Origin of the sequence: Stenotrophomonas sp. LMG 10879 (assembly GCF_002750935.1) — a bacterium.
GTDB lineage: Bacteria > Pseudomonadota > Gammaproteobacteria > Xanthomonadales > Xanthomonadaceae > Stenotrophomonas > Stenotrophomonas lactitubi_B.
Genome location: NZ_PEJT01000001.1, coordinates 647975 through 667102 on the forward strand (window position 1 = coordinate 647975; position 19128 = coordinate 667102).

Here is a 19128-nt window from a genome sequence, read left to right on the forward strand (position 1 = left end):
GCATGAGTACCGGCCTGCTGCTGGGTGTGCTGAGCATCGTGTCGGTGCTGCTGGCGCTGGCCGTGTGGTTGTGGGGGACGGCCAACAGCCGCGAACAGCGCCAGGCCTCCCTGCAGCATGCCGAGCAGCAGCTGGCGCGCGGCACCGGCCCTGGCGCCAATACCACCGCCGACGCGGCGCGGCAGGCCCCGTTGCCTGCACCGGGTCGGCGCACCCTGCCCTGGGACGGACAGCTGCAACGTGCCGGCCTGACGCCGGGCTGGAAGCTGCCACTGCTGATGCTGCTGCCGGGCATCGCCCTGTCCGCATTCGCGGTGCTGCGGCTGGGCACCGCCTGGATGTTCCCGCTGACCCTGCTGCTGTACCTGCTGGGCTGCTGGCTGTGGCTGATGCGCCGCACCGGCAAGCTGCAGGCGCAGCTGCTGCACCAGCTGCCGGACTTCCTCGACAACCTGGTGCGCCTGACCGCGCTCGGCAACAGCCTGCAGGCCGCCTTCCAAGTCGCCTCGATGCAGACCAACGCACCGCTGCGCGGCCTGCTCGACACCACCGTGCGCTATGCCCGTGGCGGCATGGACCTGGACCGCGCGCTCAACCTGGCCGCACAGCCCTACCGCATGGACGTGCTGAAGGTACTGGCGGTGGTGATGGGCGTGAGCGTGCGCATCGGTGGCCGTGCCGACCAGATCCTGCAGCGCATGGGCGACTTCATGCGTGACCTCGAACAGGCCCAGCAGGAACTGGCCGCGACCACGTCTGAAACCCGCATGTCGGCCTGGGTACTGGGCCTGTTACCACCGGCCAGCGCGGTATTGATGGCGATCTCCAGCCCCGAATTCTTCCAGCCGGTGCTGCACGATCCGCTGGGCCACAAGATCCTGTTGATCGCCCTGTGCATGGAACTGACTGGCGCCTTCCTGCTGTATCGCCTGGCCAAATCGCTATGAGTACTCCCGTCCACGCAGGAGGCATCCAATGAGCGCCAGCATCTGGTTCGTGGCCGCCCTGCTGGTGCTCGCTGCCGGCGTGGCCCTGCTGGGCCTCGGCAGCTGGGTCCGCAGCCATCGCGAGGACCGCAGCGCGGCCACATTGAAGACGGCGCTGCGTCCGCGCGAAAACGAAGACGGCGCTGCCGATGCACGCAAGGATTCGCTGGGATGGCTGGAGCAGTTCGGCCGTGGACTGAGCGGTGGCCGCCTGGAAGCCGCACTGCTCGCCGGTGAAGATCGCCTGCTGCTGGACCTGGCCGGCTGGAACACCCGCCGCGGCACCGCCATCTATCTGGGCCTGCGCCTGCTGCTGGCAATGCTGGTGCTGGGTATCGCGCTGGCGATCAGCGATGCCACGGGGTTGTCCAGGATCATGGTGGTGATCGGCGCACTTGCTGCCGGCCTGTTGCTGCCGAAGTTCGCGCTCAGCGCGTGGGTCAAGCGCCGCCGCCGCGCCGTAAACAATGAACTGCCGCTGTTGATCGACCTGCTGCGCCTGCTGCAGGGCGTGGGCTTCAGCATGGACCAGAGCCTGCAGACACTGGGCGACAAGCTGCGCGACGCACTGCCGGTACTGGGCGGGGAAATCCAGGAAGCGAATGTGTCCTACACCCACGGACGCACGCGCGCGCAGTCGCTGCGGCGGCTGAGCGATGTATACGGTGACGACGACCTGTCCAGCCTCGTGCAGTTGATCCTGCAGGTGCACGCGCATGGCGGTGCCGTGCAGGAACCGCTGCGCCAGTTCAGCATCCGCCTGCGCGAGCAGCGCCGCAACGCGCTGAAGGAAAAGGTCGGCAAGCTCTCGGTGAAGATGACCGTGGTGATGATGCTGACCCTGCTGCCGGCACTGATGCTGGTGCTGGCCGGACCGGCGCTGGTCGCGCTGGCCACTACCTTGTCGAAAATGGGATGACTTTCATGCCTGTCCTGCGCCCCGCCTGCCTGTTGCTTGCCCTGGTTGCCGCCGCTGCCGGCTGCAGCTCCACCACGCCGAAGTACCTGCGTGCGCCGAGCCTGGCCGAGCCGACGCCGGCCCCGCAGGACAGCCGCAACGCCTATCTGGAGCTGATCCAGCGCATGCAGCAGCAGGGCGCCTGGTACGCCTCGCTGGCGCACGTGGATGCCTTCCGCCAGCGCTACGGCGACACCCCGGCACTGCGCCTGCTGCAGGCCGACGCACTGCGCCAGACCGGCCAGATCGAGGCGGCGCTGGCGTTGTACCGCGAACTCGGCAACGGCCCACAGGCCGCGGCCGCCGCGCATGGCATCGGCCTGATCGCCGCCCTGCGCGATGATGACGACGGTGGCGAGCAGGCACTGGCACGTGCCACCCAGCTGAACCCGCTGAACACCGATTACCTGGGCGACCTCGGCTATGCACGGCTGCGCGCCGGCCGCTTCGAACAAGCACGTGAGCCGCTGGCCAAGGCACTGGAACTGTCGCCGGGCAACGCCAAGGCCACCGCCAATCTCGCCCTGTGGGCGCTGCTGCGTGGCGACACCGCCACTGCCGAACGCCTGGCCCAGCAGGCCAGCTTCAGCGAGGAAACGCGCCGCAGCGTCGAACAGCAGGCACAGCAGATCCGCACGCGGCTGCAGCAACGCCAGGCGGCTGCCACGGCGGCAGCGGCGGCAGCGACGCGGCCGGTTGCCGCGGCGACTGCCAGCCAGGCCGCCACGGGCCCGCGCCTGGCCGCCGAACCGCGCCGCGATGGCCGTGACCAACGCGAGCCGCCACGACTGCCGCCCTCGATGCTGGAACGCTTCGGCACCACCGACCATCCCACCGGGAACACGCCATGACCTCGACGCCACTGATCCGCTGCCTGCTGCCGATGCTTGCCGGCTTGTCTTTCGCTGCGATTGTGCAGGCGCAGACGCCGCAGCAGCCGTTGACCGGACAGATGCTGGGGGGTGCGGCGCCCGCACCGGCAGCCGCGCCCCTGCACAGCGAGCCGCTGGCCACCGTGGACGTATCGCCGGAACAGGCTCCACCGCCTCCGCCGGTCCCTGCAGCCAAGCCTGATTTCGGCGGCACGCAGCTGCGGCCCAACACCTCGCAGATCGGCGACACCACACGCAGCCTGTTCCGCCTGCAGGCCTCCGGCGAGATAGCCGGTGCGCGCCTGCCGATCCTTGGCGACCAGGCCACATCCAGCTACGCGCGTTACCTGAAGAGCTTCCAGTACGACATCCCGCAATTCTTCGAAACCGACGTCGCCAAGTCTGCAGGATCCTCCCGATCCGGACGCTGAGGTCTGCCATGAACCGAGCACGCCACATCAGCTTCAGTCGCCCGCGCGGCGGCATGTCGGTCACCATGATGCTGGTGATGATCGCGTTGCTGGCAATGCTCGGCCTGATCGAGATCGGCTTCCTGTTCTGGGCCAAGCGTGATGCACAGAAGGTAGTCGATCTTGCCGCACTGGCGGGCGCACAACGGCTGGACCTGTGCAACGCCAGCAATACCGACAACAGTGCTGCCCGGCAGAGCGCACTCGCGCAGAACCGCTTCCGTGGGCAGGTGCAGATCCAGTGCGGCAACTGGAATGCCAGCCGCGGAACGGCAGACCACTTCAGCCCGAGCGTGGACGCCAGCAATCCGCGCAACGCGGTGCGCGTCATTGCCGAACGCGGCGTGCTGCCATTCTTCGGCCAGAACCGCACGCTGCCCACCCTGCGCGTGCAGGCCGTGGCCAAGCGCTCGGAACCCACCGCGGTGTTCGCGGTGGGCTCGCAGCTGCTGCGCACCAATGGCAACTCACCGTTGATGGCGACCCTTCGCCTGGTTGGTCTGGACGTCACCAACGCAACGGTGCTGTCCTACGATGGCCTGGCGCAGGCCACCATCACCCCGTCGGGGCTGCTGGCTGCACTCGGCATCCCGGTCACCGCTGACCTCAGCGTGGCCGACTTCAACCGGCTGCTGTCGATCAACCGCATTTCGCTGGCACAGCTGGTCAATGCCACCGCCACTGTCGTTGGCCGTGACACCGCCGTCGGCGTGCAGCTGCAGGCGTTGTCCAACCTGGTCGGCACCCGGTTGGACATCAACCAGCTCAATATTCTGCTGGGCAGCCAGAACGGCGGCGGCGGCCTGTTCGCGCAGGTGATTTCGCCGGACGGCACCATCGGCAGCGCGCTGGAATCACGGGTCAACGTGCTGGATCTTGTCACCGCCGCGATCTCCATCGCCAACGATGGCAATGGCGTGCAGGTGCAGGGCTTGAACCTGCTGGGCATCGACGTCAAGGCCGGCGTGGTGGAGCCACCGTCCATCGCCATCGGCGGTGTCGGCGCACGCGCCTACAACGCGCAGGTGCGGCTGATGGTGGACGTCGACAGCGACCGCCTGTTCGCGATCGGTCCGTTGCTGAACCTGCTCGGCACCAGGCTGCATCTGCCGCTGCACGTGGATGTGGCCAATGCGATGGGAACATTGACCAGCATCCAGTGCGGGGCGACGCCACCGACGGCCACCGTCCAGGTCGATTCCTCGGTGCTGCGTGCCTGCGTCGGCAAGGTCAACGCGGCCGATCGTTTCTCCAAGAGCAACGTCTGTGATGCGACCCTGCAGAACGAGCAGCTGTTGAAACTGCTGGGGCAGCCCTTGATCAACGACAGGATCACCCTGCCGGCGCTGACCAGCACGCAGAGCCTGACCCTGGCCGCCGGCCAGACCGGCTCGACCCGGATCAACCCGCTGGCCGTCGGCACCGCCGTGTCGGATCTGGTCAACGAACTGCTGCGCGTGCTGTCCGGCATGCTCAGTTCGCCCAAGCAGGGCATGAACGCCAACGACACCGCCAAGGCATTGGCCGACCGTTACCTGCAGGCCGCCTTCCCCAGTGGCGGGCGCTACAACGTGGACCAGGTGATTCCGCTGCTGCGCGATGGCGATCCGTCACGCAACCTTGCACCGTTGGGCAACTGGACAGTTACCAAAGGCGTACCCAAGCCCTGCCTGCTTGGCCTGACCACCTGTTGGGAAGATGGCTCGGTGTGGACGGGCTACCGCACCACCGTGACCGGCCAGGGCCTGGGCCTGCTCGACGGCCTGCTCGGCTCGCTGGTCGGTGGCCTGCTGATCAACCGCTGCGACAGCCTGCTCGGCAACCTGATCGACTACAACGGCTGCGTGCGTACCAACCTGGCGTCCTATATCCAGACCGCCCCGGCCGGATTCCTCGATGGCCAGAACGGCGGCGGGGTAACCACCCCGGGCAACAACGTGACCTGCAGCGGACTGTTGTGCGCGCTGCTGAACCCCGTACTGGCCGCGCTCAAGCCGGTGCTCAACAGCGTCGGCACCCTGCTGACCAACACCCTGGCCAGCCTGCTCGGGCTGGAACTGGGCCGCACCGATGTCAGCATGCAGTCGATCCAGTGCAGCTCGGCGCAGCTGGTCTTCTGACCCGCGCGGGCGCGGGTTGGCGGCGTCCGTGCCCATGCTAGACTCGCGGCGGGGAACCACTTTCAACTCAACCCACACTACATCCGTGGATGGTCTAGACATGCGAGAAACTTCAGGGGGCACCGTCTTCGCCCGGTATCCGCGCGGCGCAGCACTGCTGGCCGTGGCCATGATCGTGGTGGCGCCGTCGGCGCTGGCCGCACGTGGCGATCGCACTGCCACCGTCGAGCCGGCCAAGGCCGCGCCGGTGGTACGCAACACCGTCGACGAACTCAAGCAGTTGATGGATGCGCAGCAGCTCACCGAGCTGCGTACCACCTACAACGGCAACTACGGCGCCAGCCTGCTGTTCAACGCCAATACCCTGACCTACTACGTGGCCCTGTTCCAGGAGAAGAACTTCTGGCGGGTGATCAAGACCGATGCCGTCGACAACGCCGAGCGTGTCTACCGCACCTTCGCGCAGCAGTCCGAACAGCTGGCGCAGGTCTATATCGACACCACCCGGCTGGAAGCCGGCAAGCGCTACACCGAGCGCCTGGTGGCCTACAACGAAGAACGCCTGCGTACCCTGCAGCAGGAAATGGAACAGCAACAGGCGCAGTCGGCGCAGGTCAGTGCAGCGCTGCAGCAGGCCCAGCAGCAGGCGGTCAGCCTGAGCACCGACGTGCAGAGCACCAACAGCCAGCTCGATGCGCTGCAGCGCCGGATCCAGATCCTGCAGGCCGAACAGGGCAACCCGGAGCTGAGCCTGCCCAAGCCGGATGCAGCCGCGGCGCCGGCCGCCGCCAGCGACGGACGCTGAGGCCTACCTGGCCTGTAGACCAAAACGGCACCTTCGGGTGCCGTTTTTCGTTGTGATCAACGACAGGCCTCGCGCACCGCGTCATCCAGCTGCCTGCGCTGCAGGTAATCGAGCCTGCGCGGCTTGGCCAGCGTTTTGACCTGCTGCTCGCGCGCCCGCTCGCAGGCTTGCGGGTCGGCCATGATCGATATCAGCGCGCCCTGCGCGCGTCCGCGCCGTGGCGTCCGCCTGGTTGCGCTGCGGGCAGGCTGCACGGCCGAAGGTAGCGGCCCACGCGCCTTCGACTCCACAGCAGGCACTTCCCAGCGCCACTCCGCCTCCCCCTGGCAGGGCGTCTGCTGATAGACCGGATGCTCACCATCGGTGCACTTGTAGACGTTGGTCTGCGCCGCCGCGACAGCCGCCCACAGCAGTCCAGGCAACACTCCCCACCTCGGCATCTTCATGACTGGCCCTCGCGCGTCCGATGGCCATGGTTGCCATCAGCACCGACCTGCCGCCAGAGCGAGTCGCGTCAGCGCAACGAACCCGTCAATCCGCCACAGCCGTGCAATGCACGCCGCCCATCGTGCGCTGTACTGCCGCAGGCGCCGGCGAACCCGCAGGCGTCTTTCCTCCCTTCCGCCAAGGAACCTGCAATGAGCAATTTCGTGACCGTCAACGATGGCGCCCGCATCTTCTACAAGGACTGGGGCACCGGCCAGCCTGTCGTATTCGCCCATGGCTGGCCGCTTTCGTCCGACGCCTGGGACCCGCAGATGCTGTTCATGGGCCAGAACGGCTACCGCGTGATCGCCCACGATCGCCGCAGCCATGGCCGCTCCAGCCAGACCTGGGACGGCAACAACATGGACACCTACGCCGATGACCTCGCTGCCGTTCTGGATGCGCTGGACGTGAAGAACGCGATCCTGGTCGGCCATTCCACCGGCGGTGGCGAAGTGGCCCACTACATCGGCCGCCATGGCAGCACGCGCGTGGCCAAGGTGGTGCTGGTCGGCGCCGTGCCGCCGTTGATGCTGAAGACCGCCGGCAATCCGGCCGGCACGCCGCTGGAGGTGTTCGACGGCATCCGCAAAGGCACCGGCGGCGACCGTTCGCAGTTCTTCAAGGACCTGGCCACGCCGTTCTTCGGCGCCAATCGTGATGGCAACAGCGTCACCGAAGGCATGCGTGATTCGTTCTGGCTGCTGGGCATGCTGGGCGGCGTGAAGGGCCAGTACGACTGCATCCACGAATTCTCGGAAGTGGACTACACCGAAGACCTGAAGAAGATCGACGTGCCGGCCCTGGTGGTGCACGGCGATGACGACCAGATCGTGCCTTTCGACGCCTCCGCCAAGCTGTCTTCGCAGATCATCACGGACGCGGAACTGAAGGTGTACGCCGGCGCACCGCACGGCCTCACCCTCACCCATGCCGACCAGTTCAACGCCGACCTGCTGGCGTTCGCACGCAAGTGACATAGCGCGGCGGCGCTCCGGCGCCGCCGCTCCTGCGGTAATGCCGGCCACTGGCCGGCAACCGCATCAACCCCGCTCGAAACCGCGTTCAGCCGGCCAGCGGCCAGCTCTACCACGACACCCTCAGATGTCGCTGTGGTGATGCGGCGCTGCTGCGGGCAGTGGATCATGGCCGCCGACGAAGTGACGCACCACCGGCGCGCGCTCACCGCGATGCAGCGCCCGCAGCGCTTCCTGGATCGCCTTGTCGTCGGCGGTGATGCGCTCATGCTGGCGCAGGTGCTCCAACCACGACGCCGCCACGAAATATTCCAGATGGATGCCCGGGGTCGCCACATCCTCGACCACGCCCCAGACCACGGCGCCATCGCGCCGACGGATCGTCCCCAGCGTGCGCATCTGCGCCTGGAACGCGGCACGGTCGGCGGCATCGATGCGATATTCGATGGTCACCAGCACCGGCCCGCGATCATTGGACACCGGTACCGACAGCTCCGGCGCTGGCCAGTGGCCGGCCGGGCTCAGGTTCAGATCTTCGGCACCGGCTATGCGCACGCGCCATACCAGCAGGCCGCCGATGACCGCGCCTGCGGCGGCCACCAGCAATGCCAGTTCCGGCGATGTGCGCTGCGCCAGCGCGCCCCAGCTCAGGCCACCGGCCGCCATGCCGGCCGAGAACACCATGATGTACAGGGCAAGCGCCCGTGCTCTCACCCAGGCCGGCACCGCGGTCTGTGCAGCGATCTGCAACGAAGACAGTACGGTGATCCAGGCGAAGCCATTGACCAGCATCACCAGCGGCAACACGTACCAGCTGCGGGTCAGGGCCAGGCCGGCCAGGCTTGCAGCCAGCGACAAGGTGGCCAGCAGCACCAGCAGGTCGCGGTCGAGCTTCGCCCGCAGCTTCGGCAGCAGCAGTGCGCCGCCCACCGCACCGATGCCGATGCAGCCCAGCAGCACGCCATACTGCCCTGCCCCACCGTGCATCTGTCCGCGCACCACCACCGGCAGCATCGCGTTCATCGCTGCGGCAAAGAAGAAGAAACCAGCCGACTTGATCAATACCGCCTGCAGGCGTCCGGCACGGCTGGCATAGCGCAGGCCTGCCTTCAGGCCAGCACCGAACCCTTCCGGAGGCAGGCTGGACGCCTTCGGATCGCGCTTCCAGCCCCACACTACGAACAGCATTGCCGCAAAGGTGATGGCGTTGAACCCGAAGGCCCATACCGCACCCAACTGGGCCACGATCACGCCGCCGATGGCTGGGCCGATCGAACGGGCGATGTTGATGCCGATGGAATTGAGTGCCACTGCCGAGGCCAGCATCGGTTGCGGCACCAGCTCGGAGACGATCGCCGCCTGCGCCGGCATCGCCATCGCCGCGCCGCAGCCCATGCAGAAGGTCAGCAACACCAGCAGCTGCGGCGTCAGCAGGTCCATCGCCGTAAGCATCGCCGTCACCGCCGCCACCAGCAGCATCCAGCCCTGGGTGAACAGCAGGTACTTGCGGCGATCGACAATGTCGGCCAGGGTGCCGGCCGCCAGCGCCAACAGCACGATCGGCACGGTGGTGGCCGACTGCACCAGCGCCACCATCAACGCCGAACCGGTGCGTTCAGCCATCACCCAGGCGGCGGCAACATCGTTGACCCAGGTACCGATGTTGCTGGCCAGGATCGCCAGCCAGATCGAACGGAACATGCGGATCTTCAGCGGCGACCAGGCGCCATCGGCTTGCGGGGAGTGTTGTGACGCGGATGCGTTCACCATTGCCATGCTCCAACGATTGAGGCGAACAGCGTGTCCTGGCCACCGGCCTGCTTCAGTGCAGGACCGGCGTCGACCCAGGCCAGCTGCAGCTGCCATTGCCAGCGGTCATTGACCTGCCAGCGGGTTTCGGATTTGTACTGGGTGCCGATGCGGCGTGCGCCACCGGCACTGCCGGGCAACGCCGCCAATGGTGCCGGCGTGGTGTAGACCGCATCGGCGCGCCGCTGCTTCCAGGCCAGCTGTACACCCAGCTCGGTGGTCACCGCGTCATGCAGGCGCAGCGCCAGTGTCGGTTGCAGATCCATCAGGTTGGCCGGTGCCAACAGGCTGGCTTCGCTGAAATAGGCGGACTTGGGAAACAGCGCATTGAACGTACCCAGCCGACCATCCTGCGGATCTGCATCGCCGCTGGCGATATCGGCCTTCAGGCCCAGGCGCGGTTGCAGCGGCAGCCCTGCCCAGCGCCAGCCGGTATCGGTGGCCAGGGTCCACGCGCGGACGTCCAGATCGCCAGTCACGGCCCGCAGCTCACCGCCCTGCACCACCAGCTCGGTGTTCCAGTCCAGCGCACCGGACTGGCCGAACCAGCGCGCGCCCAGGGTCTGCCGCCGCTCGGTACCGCTGCCTGCGGCGAAGCGCGCGCCCTCGCGACGATAGTCCAGCAGATAGAGATCCCACTGGCTGCCGCCTGTGCCCTTCGCCGTCGTCGCATACACGCCGATCAGGTGTGCACCGCGCTCACCGCTGTCATCGAACGCACCGGGGCGGTTCTCGACCGGACGCAGCGCCATCAGGTCCAGCGCGCCCCGCCGGCCCTGCCAACCTACCCGTGCACCATCAAACGCCAAGCGGATGTTCGGCCCATCGCGCACCGACAGCAGGCGCGAGCTGCCATAGCCCGCTTCCTGCCGGCCCAGCTGCACGTGCATGCCTCCAGCAGCCCAGCGCCAGTACGCCTGCTGCACGTCCAGCGCGCCGCGATCGGTTCGACCTGGGCCACCGGCCTTGCCGCGCTCGGCATGCGCACCCAGCTGCAGCTTCGCCTGCCAGTCATCGCGGGCGAAGGTGGCCGATGCCAGCGCACGCAGCAGGCCGTAGCCATCCTCGCCGCCACCAACGCCGAACCGGCTCGGGTCGTAGTACATGCCACGCAGGCGCAGCGATGCATCCCACTGCAACTGGCCATCGCCAACCGCGGTACAGGCGCCGCCGTCGCAGGCCAGTGCCAACGACGGCAACGCCAGTGAAGCCAGAGTCAGAACGCGAAGCACGAACATCCCATCGCGCCCCAGAACGCGGTCAGGTCATCGGTTGGCGCGGCATGGCGGGCCGCATGTCCATGCCCACCATGGGTGCTGCAGGCGGCGCCGTGATGGTGATGATGGGCCGCCGCCAGGCCAGTGGCGGCGCCGCCGACGTGGTAGCCGCCGAAGCGGTTCACCGGCGACCAGTCCGGCATCGCGGGAGGCAGCTGCGGCGCCAATCCGGCGTAGTCGCCGTCGCCATGCACGATACGGCCACCCACCACGGTCAGCAGGCTGGTGATGTCGGCGATCTGCTGCTCATCGACGCGGAAGAAGTCCGCCGACAACAGAATGAAGTCGGCCAGCTGGCCCGCCTTCAGCGTGCCCTTCACTGCTTCGTCGCCGGAGAACCAGGCACTGCCCTGCGTCCACAAGCGCAAGGCCTGCTCACGTTCCAGCAGGTTTTCATCACCGTACAGGGCCAGGCCACCGACGGTGCGCCCGGTCACCAGCCACGACAGCGCCACCCAGGGGTTGTAGCTGGCCACGCGGGTGGCGTCGGTACCGGCGCCGACCGGCACGCCCTCGGCCAGCATCCGCTTCACCGGTGGCGTGTGCCGCGCCGCCTGCACGCCATAGCGCTGCACGAAGGCCTCGCCCTGGTAGGCCATGCGGTGCTGCACGGCGATGCCGCCGTTCAATGCGCGGATACGCTCGATGTTGCGCGGGGTGATGGTCTCGGCGTGGTCGATGAACCAGTGCAGGCCATCGAACGGCACCTCGCGGTTGACCTGTTCGTAGACGTCGAGGATGCGGCTGATGCTTTCGTCGTAGGTCGCGTGGATGCGGAACGGCCAGCGCTTTTCCACCAGCAGCTTGACCACGTCGTGCAGTTCCGGTTCCAGCTCCGGCGGCAGCTCCGGGCGCGGCTCGTTGAACAGTTCGAAATCGGCTGCCGAGAACACCAGCATCTCACCGGCACCGTTGTGGCGCAGCAGGTCATCGCCCTGGCGCGGCTGCAGCATCTCGCTCCAGCCGCGGAAATCGCTGACCTCGCTGCCCTTGTTCTGGGTGAACAGGTTGTAGGCGATGCGCACGGTCAGCTGATCATCGCGATGCAGCTGCTCGATGACCTGGTAGTCCTCGGGGTAGTTCTGGAAGCCACCGCCGGCGTCGATCACCGAGGTGATGCCCAGGCGGTTCAACTCGCGCATGAAATGGCGGGTGGAATTGGACTGGTATTCGATCGGCAGCTTCGGCCCCTTGGCCAGGGTTGCATACAGGATCAGTGCGTTCGGCTTGGCCAGCAGCAGGCCGGTCGGGTTGCCCAGCGAATCGCGCACGATCTGCCCACCGGGCGGATCCGGCGTGTCCTTGGTATAGCCGCAGGCACGCAGCGCGGCGCGGTTGAGCAGCGCGCGGTCGTACAGGTGCAGCAGGAACACCGGCGTATCCGGGGCGATGTCGTTCAGCTCCTGCAGGGTCGGCAGGCGCTTCTCGGTGAACTGGGTAGCGGTGAATCCACCGACCACACGTACCCACTGCGGCGCGGGCGTGCGGTCCACCTGCGCCTTCAGCATGGCCATCGCATCGGCCAGTGACCGCAGGCCGTCCCAGCGCAGCTCCAGGTTGTAGTTCAAGCCACCACGGATAAGGTGGGTGTGGCTGTCATTGAGACCCGGCACCAGTCGCCGTCCCTGCGCATCGATGAGGGTGGCTTCGCTGCCCCAGTCGCGCATGATCTGTTCATCGCTGCCGACGGCGACGATGCGCCCCTCCTGCACGGCCAATGCCTGCGCATGCGGTTGCTGCGGATCGAGGGTGGTGATGCGTGCATTGCGGATGACCAGCGTGCTCATGCGGCGCTCCTTGGAAGGGGATTCGATGGCGACGGCGGTGCCGCCAGCCAGGCCCAGCGCCAGCGCGGCACCGGTGGCCAGGACCACGTTGCGGCGGCCAGGATCGAGAGGGTCGTTGCTCATGCGATGTCTCCAGAAAGAACCAGCCCATCCACCGCCCATGCACCGGGCCCGGCCAGGGCGATGGCCAGCAATACCAGCGTCCACAACAAGGGATACTCGGCACCGCCACGCATCCAGAACCATCCTTTGGGCAGCGCCAGCAGTGCGGTGAAGGCGATGAACGCGGCAGCGACAAGCGCGGCGACCCGGGCCTGCCAGCCCAGCATCACCGCGGTGCCGGACGCTACCTGCAGCAGCGCCAGCAGCAGTGGCAACGGGGCCGCTGCAGGCAGGCCGAAGCCACGCAGTTCGCCGGCAAAACCCGCCAGGCCAGGCCCGTTGAACCAGCCGAACAGTTTGCCCAGCGCGTGCGGCAGCAGGAATCCTCCCGCCGCCGCCCGCAGGATCAGCAAGGCCAGGTCGAGGCCATGGCCATCGCGCACGCTCAGTGCCCGCCTTCCTGGGCGCCGAACATGCTCTTGGCATACTGGATGCCGACGCCATAGCCGCCGGCATGGTCGCGGGCGATGCCGGTGGTCAGGTCGTAGGTTTCACCGCGCGCCCAGTCGCGCTGCAGTTCCAGCAGGTACTGCACGCTGGTGATCGGCACTGCACCAGCCTGCACCATGCGGGTGATCGCACGTTCGTGCGCCTCTTCACTCACGTCGCCACAGGCATCGGTGACCACGTACACCTCAAACCCCTGCTCCAGCGCCGACAGCGTCGGTCCGACGATGCAGACGCTGGTCCACAGCCCGGCCAGCACCAGCCGACGCTTGCCGATACGGTTTACCTCATCGATCACCGGCTGGTCTTCCCAGGTGTTCATCGAGGTGCGATCGAACACCGTCTGGCCCGGGAAGATCGCCGGCAGCTCCGGGAACATCGGGCCGGAGAACGACTTCTCGGCCACCGTGGTCAGCAGCACCGGCACGCTGAAGCCCTTCGCGCCCTTGCTGATCAACGCCACGTTGTTGCGCAGTGCGGAGATGTCGATGGTGTGGGTGGCGAACGCCATCTGCGACTGGTAGTCGATCAGGATCAGGGCGTGGTCGGTGGGTGACAGCAGTGCCTTGGCGGGGGTGGCGATGGCGAGGCTCATGGGTGGACTCCAGTGGAAGAAACAACAAGGGGACGTGCGAGCGCCGCATCGCCGGCCAGATACTGGCCGGGACTGCAGCCGGTCTCGGCGCGGAAGCTGCGGACGAAATGGCTCTGGTCGAAAAAGCCCAGATGCTGGGCCAGGCAGGTCATCGACTGCCCATGGGTCGCCAGCAGCTGCCGCGCACGTTCAATGCGCCGTCGGCGTACATAGCGAAGCGGGCTGGCACCGGTGCCATTGCGGAACAGGCGCACCAGATGAAAACGGCTGACGCAGGCGACTTCGGCCAGCTCGGTGACCCGCAGCGGCTGCGACAGGTGCTCATCGATGTAGCGCAACGCACGCTGCAGGGCGGCCGACTGCTGGGGCGCCAGCGTGGGCGTGGGTTCGGCGGGCGAAAGGACGGTAGCCATGTTCGGGCGCCGCAGCGGGGGTGGCCCATGGTGCGGCGCCAGCCGTCGGCGCCCTACCCCCAACGGTCGAGGTCAACACTCACCCGATCGGGGGAGGCGGCCGTCGCAACCGTCGCCGGCCGAACAGGCGCGCGTCCAGCGAATAGGCGCCCGGCCCCAGCAGCAACAGTGCCAACGGCAGCAGCGACCATGGCAACGCCGCGCCCTGCCAATAGAGCCCCGGCACCGCCAGCGCGACCGCCAGCGGCGTCAACAGGCCGGGCAACAGCAAGCCCGTTGCCGCCAGGCACAGCCACCATGACCCACCTGCAGCGGTACCTGGCAGCAACAGCGCGCTGGCGACGCACATTCTCAGCCACAGCAATCCCAGGCCCGGGCCGCGATCGGGAAACATCACATACAAGCGCTGCATCGCCGGCCTCCATCATCCATGTCGGCGTGATAGCCGACCCCGCTGCATCACGCCTACCCCATTCGGGTCACCTGCGCCTGCCCCGCACCTGCCAGAATGAGCGCCATGCGTGGCCACATCATCCCTCTCCCGCGTCGCCTGCCGGCGCTGCTGTCGTGCCTGCTGTTGTGGATCGCCCTGCCCGTGCTCGCTGCGCAGCATCCGGTGATCAGCGACGGCATGCCCGGCTACCAGCACACCGCGTGGCGGGTCGGCCAAGGGGCGCCAGGCGATATCTGGGACATCGCCCAGGATCGTGAGGGCATGCTGTGGCTGGCGACCGGCTCGGGCCTGTACCGCTTCGACGGTCGCCGTTTCGAGCGCCAGGCGGCACCTGCGGGCGCCCGCTTCCCCTCCACCAACATGGTCACGCTGGGCCTCGACGGCGAGGGCGACGACCTGTGGATCGGCTATTTCCAGGCCGGCATCAGCCAGTTCTCGCCGCAGCGGCTGCGCAGTTTCGGGCGCGCACAGGGCGTGCCGGTGGGCGTGGTGCCGCGCTTCGCGCATGACCGCAATGGACGCCTGTGGGCTGCAATCAACGGTGGCCTGCGCTGGTTCGACGGGCAACGCTGGCAGGCCCCGTCTGCCGATGAAGGCGTGCCACAACGTCGTGTGCAATGGCTGCTGCAGGACAGCCACGGCACCTTCTGGGTGCTGGCCGACCTGCACATCTGGAAGCGCCCGGCGGGAAAGACCGCATTTGAAAACACCGGCATCGCGGTCTCGCAGATGGCGACCCTGGTGGAAAGCCCGCAAGGCGAGATCTGGCTGGCTGACCGTATCCGCGGCACCTCGCCGCTGGCCAACGCGCAGGGGCTGCTGCCCCCCAGCGAACGTGAAGCGCGGCGCATGCCGGACCTGGTGGCCGCGCGGCTGCAGTTCACCGCCGATGGCGCACTGTGGGCCACGATGAGCCCGCACGGTGGCGTCGCCCGCGTCACCTTCGATGGCCAGCAGGCCGTGCGCATCGAGCGCTTCGACACACCGCAGGGCCTCACCGCGACCTCGGCGGTGCCGGTCATCGCTGACCGCGAAGGCAACCTGTGGGTCGGCACCAACCTCGGCCTCAACCGCTTCCGCGCCCGCAGCGTGCAGACGCTGGCCGTCGGCCCCAGCGATCCTTACCGCTCGCTGGTACGCGGCAGCGATGGCCGCGTGTACGGCTATGGCGAAGACCTCAAGCTGTTCGACCTGCAGCGCCCGCTGCTTTCCGAAAGCGCGGCGCAGTTGCAGGCCGCCGCGCAGCGGGCGCCCACGCCGGTCTGGCAGTTCGACTGGATCAACCTCGCGCGCACGGTCGGCGGCCACACCACGCGCATTCCCCTGCCCGCACCGTTCACCGGCCAGCCCCTGCATGCCCTGCTGTTTGCCGAAGATGACCAGGCCTGGGTCTGCGCCGGTGAGCAGGCGGTGCTGCAGTACGCGGATGACCGCTGGCGACGCGAGACGCGGCTGCCCGAACAGGCCTGCTCGTCGTTGGCGCGTGCCAGCAACGGCGCGCTGCTGCTTGGTTATTCCGACGGCACGCTGCGCCGCCTGGATGCCGCATCGATCAGCACGTTCGGCGCGGCACAGGGGCTGTCAGTCGGCCCGATAACCGCGCTGCTGCAGCATGACGATCTACTGCTGGTTGCCGGTGAGGCGGGCCTGGCCGCGCGCCTCGGCAACGGCCGCTTCCTGCCGGTGCGCACCAACACCACCGGCATTCTCGAAGGCATTACCGGCATGGTCGGCGATGCCCAAGGGCGACTCTGGCTCAACGGCAGCCGCGGCCTGGTGCGGCTCGAAGTCGCGACCCTGCGCAGCGCACTGCGCGACGGCCAGCCGGTTGCCCCGCGCCTGTTCGATGCCGTCGATGGCATGCCTGGCATTGCCCTGCAGAGCGGCCCCATCCCGACCGCCGTACTGGCCGCCGACGGCCTGCTGTGGCTGGCTACCAACCAGGGCCTGGCGTGGCTGGACACCCTGCAGCCGCACATCAACACCATGGCGCCTTGGGTGCGCATCGGCGACGTGCTGTATGGCACCACCCAGACGCCGTTGCAGGAGGGTCTGCGCCTGCCGGCCGGAACCTCCCAGCTGCAGATCGACTATGTCGCGCTGTCGCTGGCGCGGCCCGAGCGCAACCGCTACCGCTACCGCCTGTCCGGCGTGGACGACGGCTGGCAGGACGCTGGTGGCAGCACGCGCGCCTACTACACCAATCTGGCACCGGGTCATTACCGTTTCGAGGTGGAGGCTGCCAACGAGGACGGCATCTGGAGCCGCGCGCCAGCGACCCGCAACTTCCGGATCGCGCCCACGTTCCTGCAGAGCGTCTGGTTCAAGTTGTTGTGCGTGGTGCTGGTGCTGGCCGTGCTGATGCTGGCCATCCGCATCCGCAGCGGCCAGCTCGCGATGCTGTTCCGCGCCCGCCTGCAGGAGCGCAACGGCGAGCGCGAACGCATCGCACGCGACCTGCACGACACCCTGCTGCAGGGCAGCCAGGGGCTCATCCTGCGGCTGCACGCCATCAGCCAGTCCGCGCAGACACCTGAACCGGTGCGCACCCAGCTGGAGGCGGCGATGCAGTTGGCCGAGCAGAATCTTGCCGAAGGCCGGGAGCGGGTCAACGCGCTCCGTGACGGACCGTTTGCCGGTCGCGACCTCGCCTCGGCGCTGGCCGATGTGCACGCCGAATACGCGGGCCAAGGCACCAACCCGCTGCGCCTGACCGTGGAAGGCAGTCCCCCGCCCCTGCAGACCGATGCCGCCGAAGAAGTGTTCCTGATCGGACGCGAGGCCATCCGCAACGCGCTGCGGCATGCGCAGGCCAGTGCCATTGAAGTGGAGCTGTCCTACGGCACCCGCTGCTTCCTGCTGCACGTACGCGATGATGGTGTCGGTATTGCCGACGAGGATGCCGGCCGCGGTCATTGGGGCATGCAGGGCATGCGCGAGCGCGCACAGCGACTGGGCGCGGAACTGCAGCTGTGGACCCGACCGGGACTGGGCACCGAAGTTGCGCTGTCCGTGCCGGCCCGTCGCCTGTATCACCGCCGTCCATCGCGCTGGCGCTGGCCGTGGAGCAGACCCACCCATGACTGAATCCCTTCCTCCCATCGGCGTGCTGGTGGTTGATGACCATCCCCTGCTGCGCGATGGCCTGGCGGCACTGCTGAGCACGCACGCAGACCTGCGCCTGCTCGGCGAAGCCGCCGATGGCGAAGAAGCGCTTGCCCGCTACCAGCAGCTGCAACCCGATGTGGTGCTGATGGACCTGCAGATGCCACGCATGGACGGCGTGGAAGCGATCGTGCGGATCCGCGCGCTTGATCCCCGCGCCCGCATCATCGTGCTGACGACCTACCGCGGCGATGTGCGTGCGGTGCGTGCCCTGCAGGCCGGCGCCAGCGCCTATCTGCTGAAGGACACGCTGCGCCACGAACTGGTGGACACCATCCGCACCGTGGCCAGCGGCCGCCGCGCACCGATACCGGCAGAGGTGGCGGCCAGCATCGCCGCACATGTCGTGGAAGACCGGCTGTCGCCGCGCGAAACCGAAGTACTGCGCCACGTGGCCGGTGGCCTGTCGAACAAGCGCATCGGCGAACGCATGCAGATTTCCGAGCAGACGGTGAAGGCGCACATGAAAAGCCTGATGGACAAGCTGGGCGTCGGCGACCGCACCCACGCGGTAACCCAGGCGCTGCGCCGCGGAATCATCAGCCTGGATGACACCGGTCAGGATTGAGGGGGTTCGGCCGGGCTGCGCCCGGCACCCGCCGAAGCAACGTCAAGGTCAACGTCAACGTCAAAAGCGGGCTACCTGGGGGATGGCGGGGTGGGTCCGGTGGCAGGGGCCGCTGCAAGTACGTCCATGTAAGCTCGGTCGCCGCATCCATGCGGCTCACGCCCCTGCCACCGGACCCACCCCGCCTTCGACAGATCTCCGCGATCTGCCCGGATGACATGACCTGCTCTTGGTAGGTGTCGACCTTGGTCGACACGTAGATCCACGCCATGCGTGGACGCTCTTCGTTCAATTGTCGAAAAATCAGATTTCGATGGAGATTCATCCAGCATGGGATGGGTCCATCAGACACCGGAAAACTGCCCGGATGACATGACCTGCTCTTGGTAGGTGTCGACCTTGGTCGACACGTAGATCCACGCCATGCGTGGATGCTCTTCGTTCAATTGTCGAAAAATTAGATTTCGATGGAGATTCATCCAGCATGGGATGGGTCCATCAGACACCGGAAAACTGTCGAAGGTGGGGCGGTGTCGGATTGCGGGGTGTCAGCCGCATGGGCCCGAGGCATGCCTCGGGCGGGTTGGGCAGGACGCCCAACCCCGGTCTTGCCGTGTGCGCAGGACTGCGCACACGAGCAAGCGGCGGCCAAGCCTTATCTGATCGGAATCTGGCAGCGTAGGTGTCGAGAGCCGGCGTGGGCCGCCGTGCAAGCCTGGATCTCGACGATCGCCATGTAGCTTGGCGCCCACGCCGGAATCTCCCTTGATCCGCCCG

Annotated in this window: 17 protein-coding genes; 9 read left to right on the forward strand and 8 right to left on the reverse strand. The window is 67.5% G+C overall.

Annotated elements, in window-relative coordinates; all coding sequences use genetic code 11:
* Positions 1-2: 2 nt before the first annotated feature.
* The 6 genes from CR919_RS02765 to CR919_RS02790 all read left to right on the forward strand — a co-directional run bounded on the left by CR919_RS02765 (position 3) and on the right by CR919_RS02790 (position 6211).
* Positions 3-947: a type II secretion system F family protein gene (locus tag CR919_RS02765; RefSeq protein WP_099818738.1), complete on the forward strand. Its 945-nt coding sequence runs from the start codon at positions 3-5 to the stop codon at positions 945-947.
* A gap of 28 nt (positions 948-975) precedes the next feature.
* The gene (locus CR919_RS02770; RefSeq protein ID WP_099818739.1) at positions 976-1905 is read left to right on the forward strand and encodes a type II secretion system F family protein; all 930 of its coding nucleotides are present in this window, start codon (positions 976-978) and stop codon (positions 1903-1905) included.
* Between the two features lie 5 nt (positions 1906-1910).
* Positions 1911-2795 carry a Flp pilus assembly protein TadD gene (locus CR919_RS02775; protein WP_099818792.1) on the forward strand — a complete coding sequence of 295 codons (885 nt, stop codon included), beginning with the start codon at positions 1911-1913 and terminating at the stop codon, positions 2793-2795.
* Entirely contained in the window at positions 2792-3247 is a 456-nt protein-coding gene (locus tag CR919_RS02780) for a DUF3613 domain-containing protein (RefSeq protein WP_099818740.1), read from the forward strand. Before CR919_RS02775 ends, CR919_RS02780 begins: the two co-directional genes overlap by 4 nt.
* Positions 3248-3255: 8 nt before the next feature.
* The gene (locus CR919_RS02785) at positions 3256-5406 is read left to right on the forward strand and encodes a TadG family pilus assembly protein (protein WP_099818741.1); all 2151 of its coding nucleotides are present in this window, start codon (positions 3256-3258) and stop codon (positions 5404-5406) included.
* Positions 5407-5506: 100 nt separating this feature from the next.
* On the forward strand, positions 5507-6211 hold the full coding sequence (locus tag CR919_RS02790) for a DUF2968 domain-containing protein (protein ID WP_088100167.1): 705 nt from the start codon (positions 5507-5509) through the stop codon (positions 6209-6211).
* 56 nt (positions 6212-6267) lie between these two features.
* On the opposite strand, the gene CR919_RS02795 is transcribed toward CR919_RS02790, so the two are convergent.
* The gene (locus CR919_RS02795) at positions 6268-6657 is read right to left on the reverse strand and encodes a hypothetical protein (protein WP_099818742.1); all 390 of its coding nucleotides are present in this window, start codon (positions 6655-6657) and stop codon (positions 6268-6270) included.
* A gap of 192 nt (positions 6658-6849) precedes the next feature.
* On the opposite strand from CR919_RS02795, the gene CR919_RS02800 reads away from it, so the two are divergent.
* On the forward strand, positions 6850-7674 hold the full coding sequence (locus tag CR919_RS02800) for an alpha/beta hydrolase (RefSeq protein ID WP_099818743.1): 825 nt from the start codon (positions 6850-6852) through the stop codon (positions 7672-7674).
* Between the two features lie 123 nt (positions 7675-7797).
* Here CR919_RS02800 and CR919_RS02805 read toward each other — a convergent pair whose 3' ends face one another.
* From CR919_RS02805 to CR919_RS02835, 7 genes are all read right to left on the reverse strand, one after another.
* Positions 7798-9444, reverse strand: a complete 1647-nt coding sequence (locus CR919_RS02805; protein WP_099818744.1) for an MFS transporter — start codon at positions 9442-9444, stop codon at positions 7798-7800.
* Entirely contained in the window at positions 9438-10721 is a 1284-nt protein-coding gene (locus CR919_RS02810) for an alginate export family protein (protein WP_099818745.1), read from the reverse strand. Before CR919_RS02810 ends, CR919_RS02805 begins: the two co-directional genes overlap by 7 nt.
* Positions 10700-12547 carry an amidohydrolase gene (locus CR919_RS02815; protein WP_207761010.1) on the reverse strand — a complete coding sequence of 616 codons (1848 nt, stop codon included), beginning with the start codon at positions 12545-12547 and terminating at the stop codon, positions 10700-10702. Before CR919_RS02815 ends, CR919_RS02810 begins: the two co-directional genes overlap by 22 nt.
* A gap of 119 nt (positions 12548-12666) precedes the next feature.
* The gene (locus CR919_RS02820) at positions 12667-13092 is read right to left on the reverse strand and encodes a DoxX family membrane protein (protein WP_099818747.1); all 426 of its coding nucleotides are present in this window, start codon (positions 13090-13092) and stop codon (positions 12667-12669) included.
* Positions 13093-13094: 2 nt separating this feature from the next.
* Positions 13095-13751, reverse strand: a complete 657-nt coding sequence (locus tag CR919_RS02825) for a hydrolase (RefSeq protein ID WP_099818748.1) — start codon at positions 13749-13751, stop codon at positions 13095-13097.
* A complete protein-coding gene (locus CR919_RS02830; RefSeq protein ID WP_099818749.1) occupies positions 13748-14164 on the reverse strand; it encodes an AraC family transcriptional regulator in 417 nt (138 codons plus the stop codon). The genes CR919_RS02825 and CR919_RS02830 overlap by 4 nt, the downstream gene beginning before the upstream one ends.
* Positions 14165-14243: 79 nt before the next feature.
* Entirely contained in the window at positions 14244-14576 is a 333-nt protein-coding gene (locus tag CR919_RS02835; RefSeq protein WP_099818750.1) for a hypothetical protein, read from the reverse strand.
* Between the two features lie 96 nt (positions 14577-14672).
* Between CR919_RS02835 and CR919_RS02840 the strand changes: the two genes are divergently transcribed.
* Both CR919_RS02840 and CR919_RS02845 read left to right on the forward strand, forming a co-directional pair.
* Positions 14673-17705 (forward strand): sensor histidine kinase, encoded by a 3033-nt coding sequence (locus CR919_RS02840; protein ID WP_099818751.1) that lies wholly within the window; start codon positions 14673-14675, stop codon positions 17703-17705.
* Positions 17698-18351: a response regulator transcription factor gene (locus CR919_RS02845; RefSeq protein ID WP_089235934.1), complete on the forward strand. Its 654-nt coding sequence runs from the start codon at positions 17698-17700 to the stop codon at positions 18349-18351. The genes CR919_RS02840 and CR919_RS02845 overlap by 8 nt, the downstream gene beginning before the upstream one ends.
* The last annotated feature ends 777 nt before the right edge of the window (positions 18352-19128 follow it).

Bases quoted from the DNA above. Each gene is read 5' to 3' on its own strand.
- CR919_RS02805 (WP_099818744.1), bottom strand. From the start codon at position 9,444: ATGGTGAACGCATCCGCGTCACAACACTCCCCGCAAGCCGATGGCGCC.
- CR919_RS02775 (WP_099818792.1), top strand. From the start codon at position 1,911: ATGCCTGTCCTGCGCCCCGCCTGCCTGTTGCTTGCCCTGGTTGCCGCC.
- CR919_RS02835 (WP_099818750.1), bottom strand. From the start codon at position 14,576: ATGCAGCGCTTGTATGTGATGTTTCCCGATCGCGGCCCGGGCCTGGGA.
- CR919_RS02840 (WP_099818751.1), top strand. From the start codon at position 14,673: ATGAGCGCCATGCGTGGCCACATCATCCCTCTCCCGCGTCGCCTGCCG.
- CR919_RS02780 (WP_099818740.1), top strand. From the start codon at position 2,792: ATGACCTCGACGCCACTGATCCGCTGCCTGCTGCCGATGCTTGCCGGC.
- CR919_RS02830 (WP_099818749.1), bottom strand. From the start codon at position 14,164: ATGGCTACCGTCCTTTCGCCCGCCGAACCCACGCCCACGCTGGCGCCC.
- CR919_RS02795 (WP_099818742.1), bottom strand. From the start codon at position 6,657: ATGAAGATGCCGAGGTGGGGAGTGTTGCCTGGACTGCTGTGGGCGGCT.
- CR919_RS02765 (WP_099818738.1), top strand. From the start codon at position 3: ATGAGTACCGGCCTGCTGCTGGGTGTGCTGAGCATCGTGTCGGTGCTG.
- CR919_RS02815 (WP_207761010.1), bottom strand. From the start codon at position 12,547: ATGAGCACGCTGGTCATCCGCAATGCACGCATCACCACCCTCGATCCG.
- CR919_RS02770 (WP_099818739.1), top strand. From the start codon at position 976: ATGAGCGCCAGCATCTGGTTCGTGGCCGCCCTGCTGGTGCTCGCTGCC.
- CR919_RS02790 (WP_088100167.1), top strand. From the start codon at position 5,507: ATGCGAGAAACTTCAGGGGGCACCGTCTTCGCCCGGTATCCGCGCGGC.
- CR919_RS02825 (WP_099818748.1), bottom strand. From the start codon at position 13,751: ATGAGCCTCGCCATCGCCACCCCCGCCAAGGCACTGCTGTCACCCACC.
- CR919_RS02845 (WP_089235934.1), top strand. From the start codon at position 17,698: ATGACTGAATCCCTTCCTCCCATCGGCGTGCTGGTGGTTGATGACCAT.
- CR919_RS02800 (WP_099818743.1), top strand. From the start codon at position 6,850: ATGAGCAATTTCGTGACCGTCAACGATGGCGCCCGCATCTTCTACAAG.
- CR919_RS02810 (WP_099818745.1), bottom strand. From the start codon at position 10,721: ATGTTCGTGCTTCGCGTTCTGACTCTGGCTTCACTGGCGTTGCCGTCG.
- CR919_RS02785 (WP_099818741.1), top strand. From the start codon at position 3,256: ATGAACCGAGCACGCCACATCAGCTTCAGTCGCCCGCGCGGCGGCATG.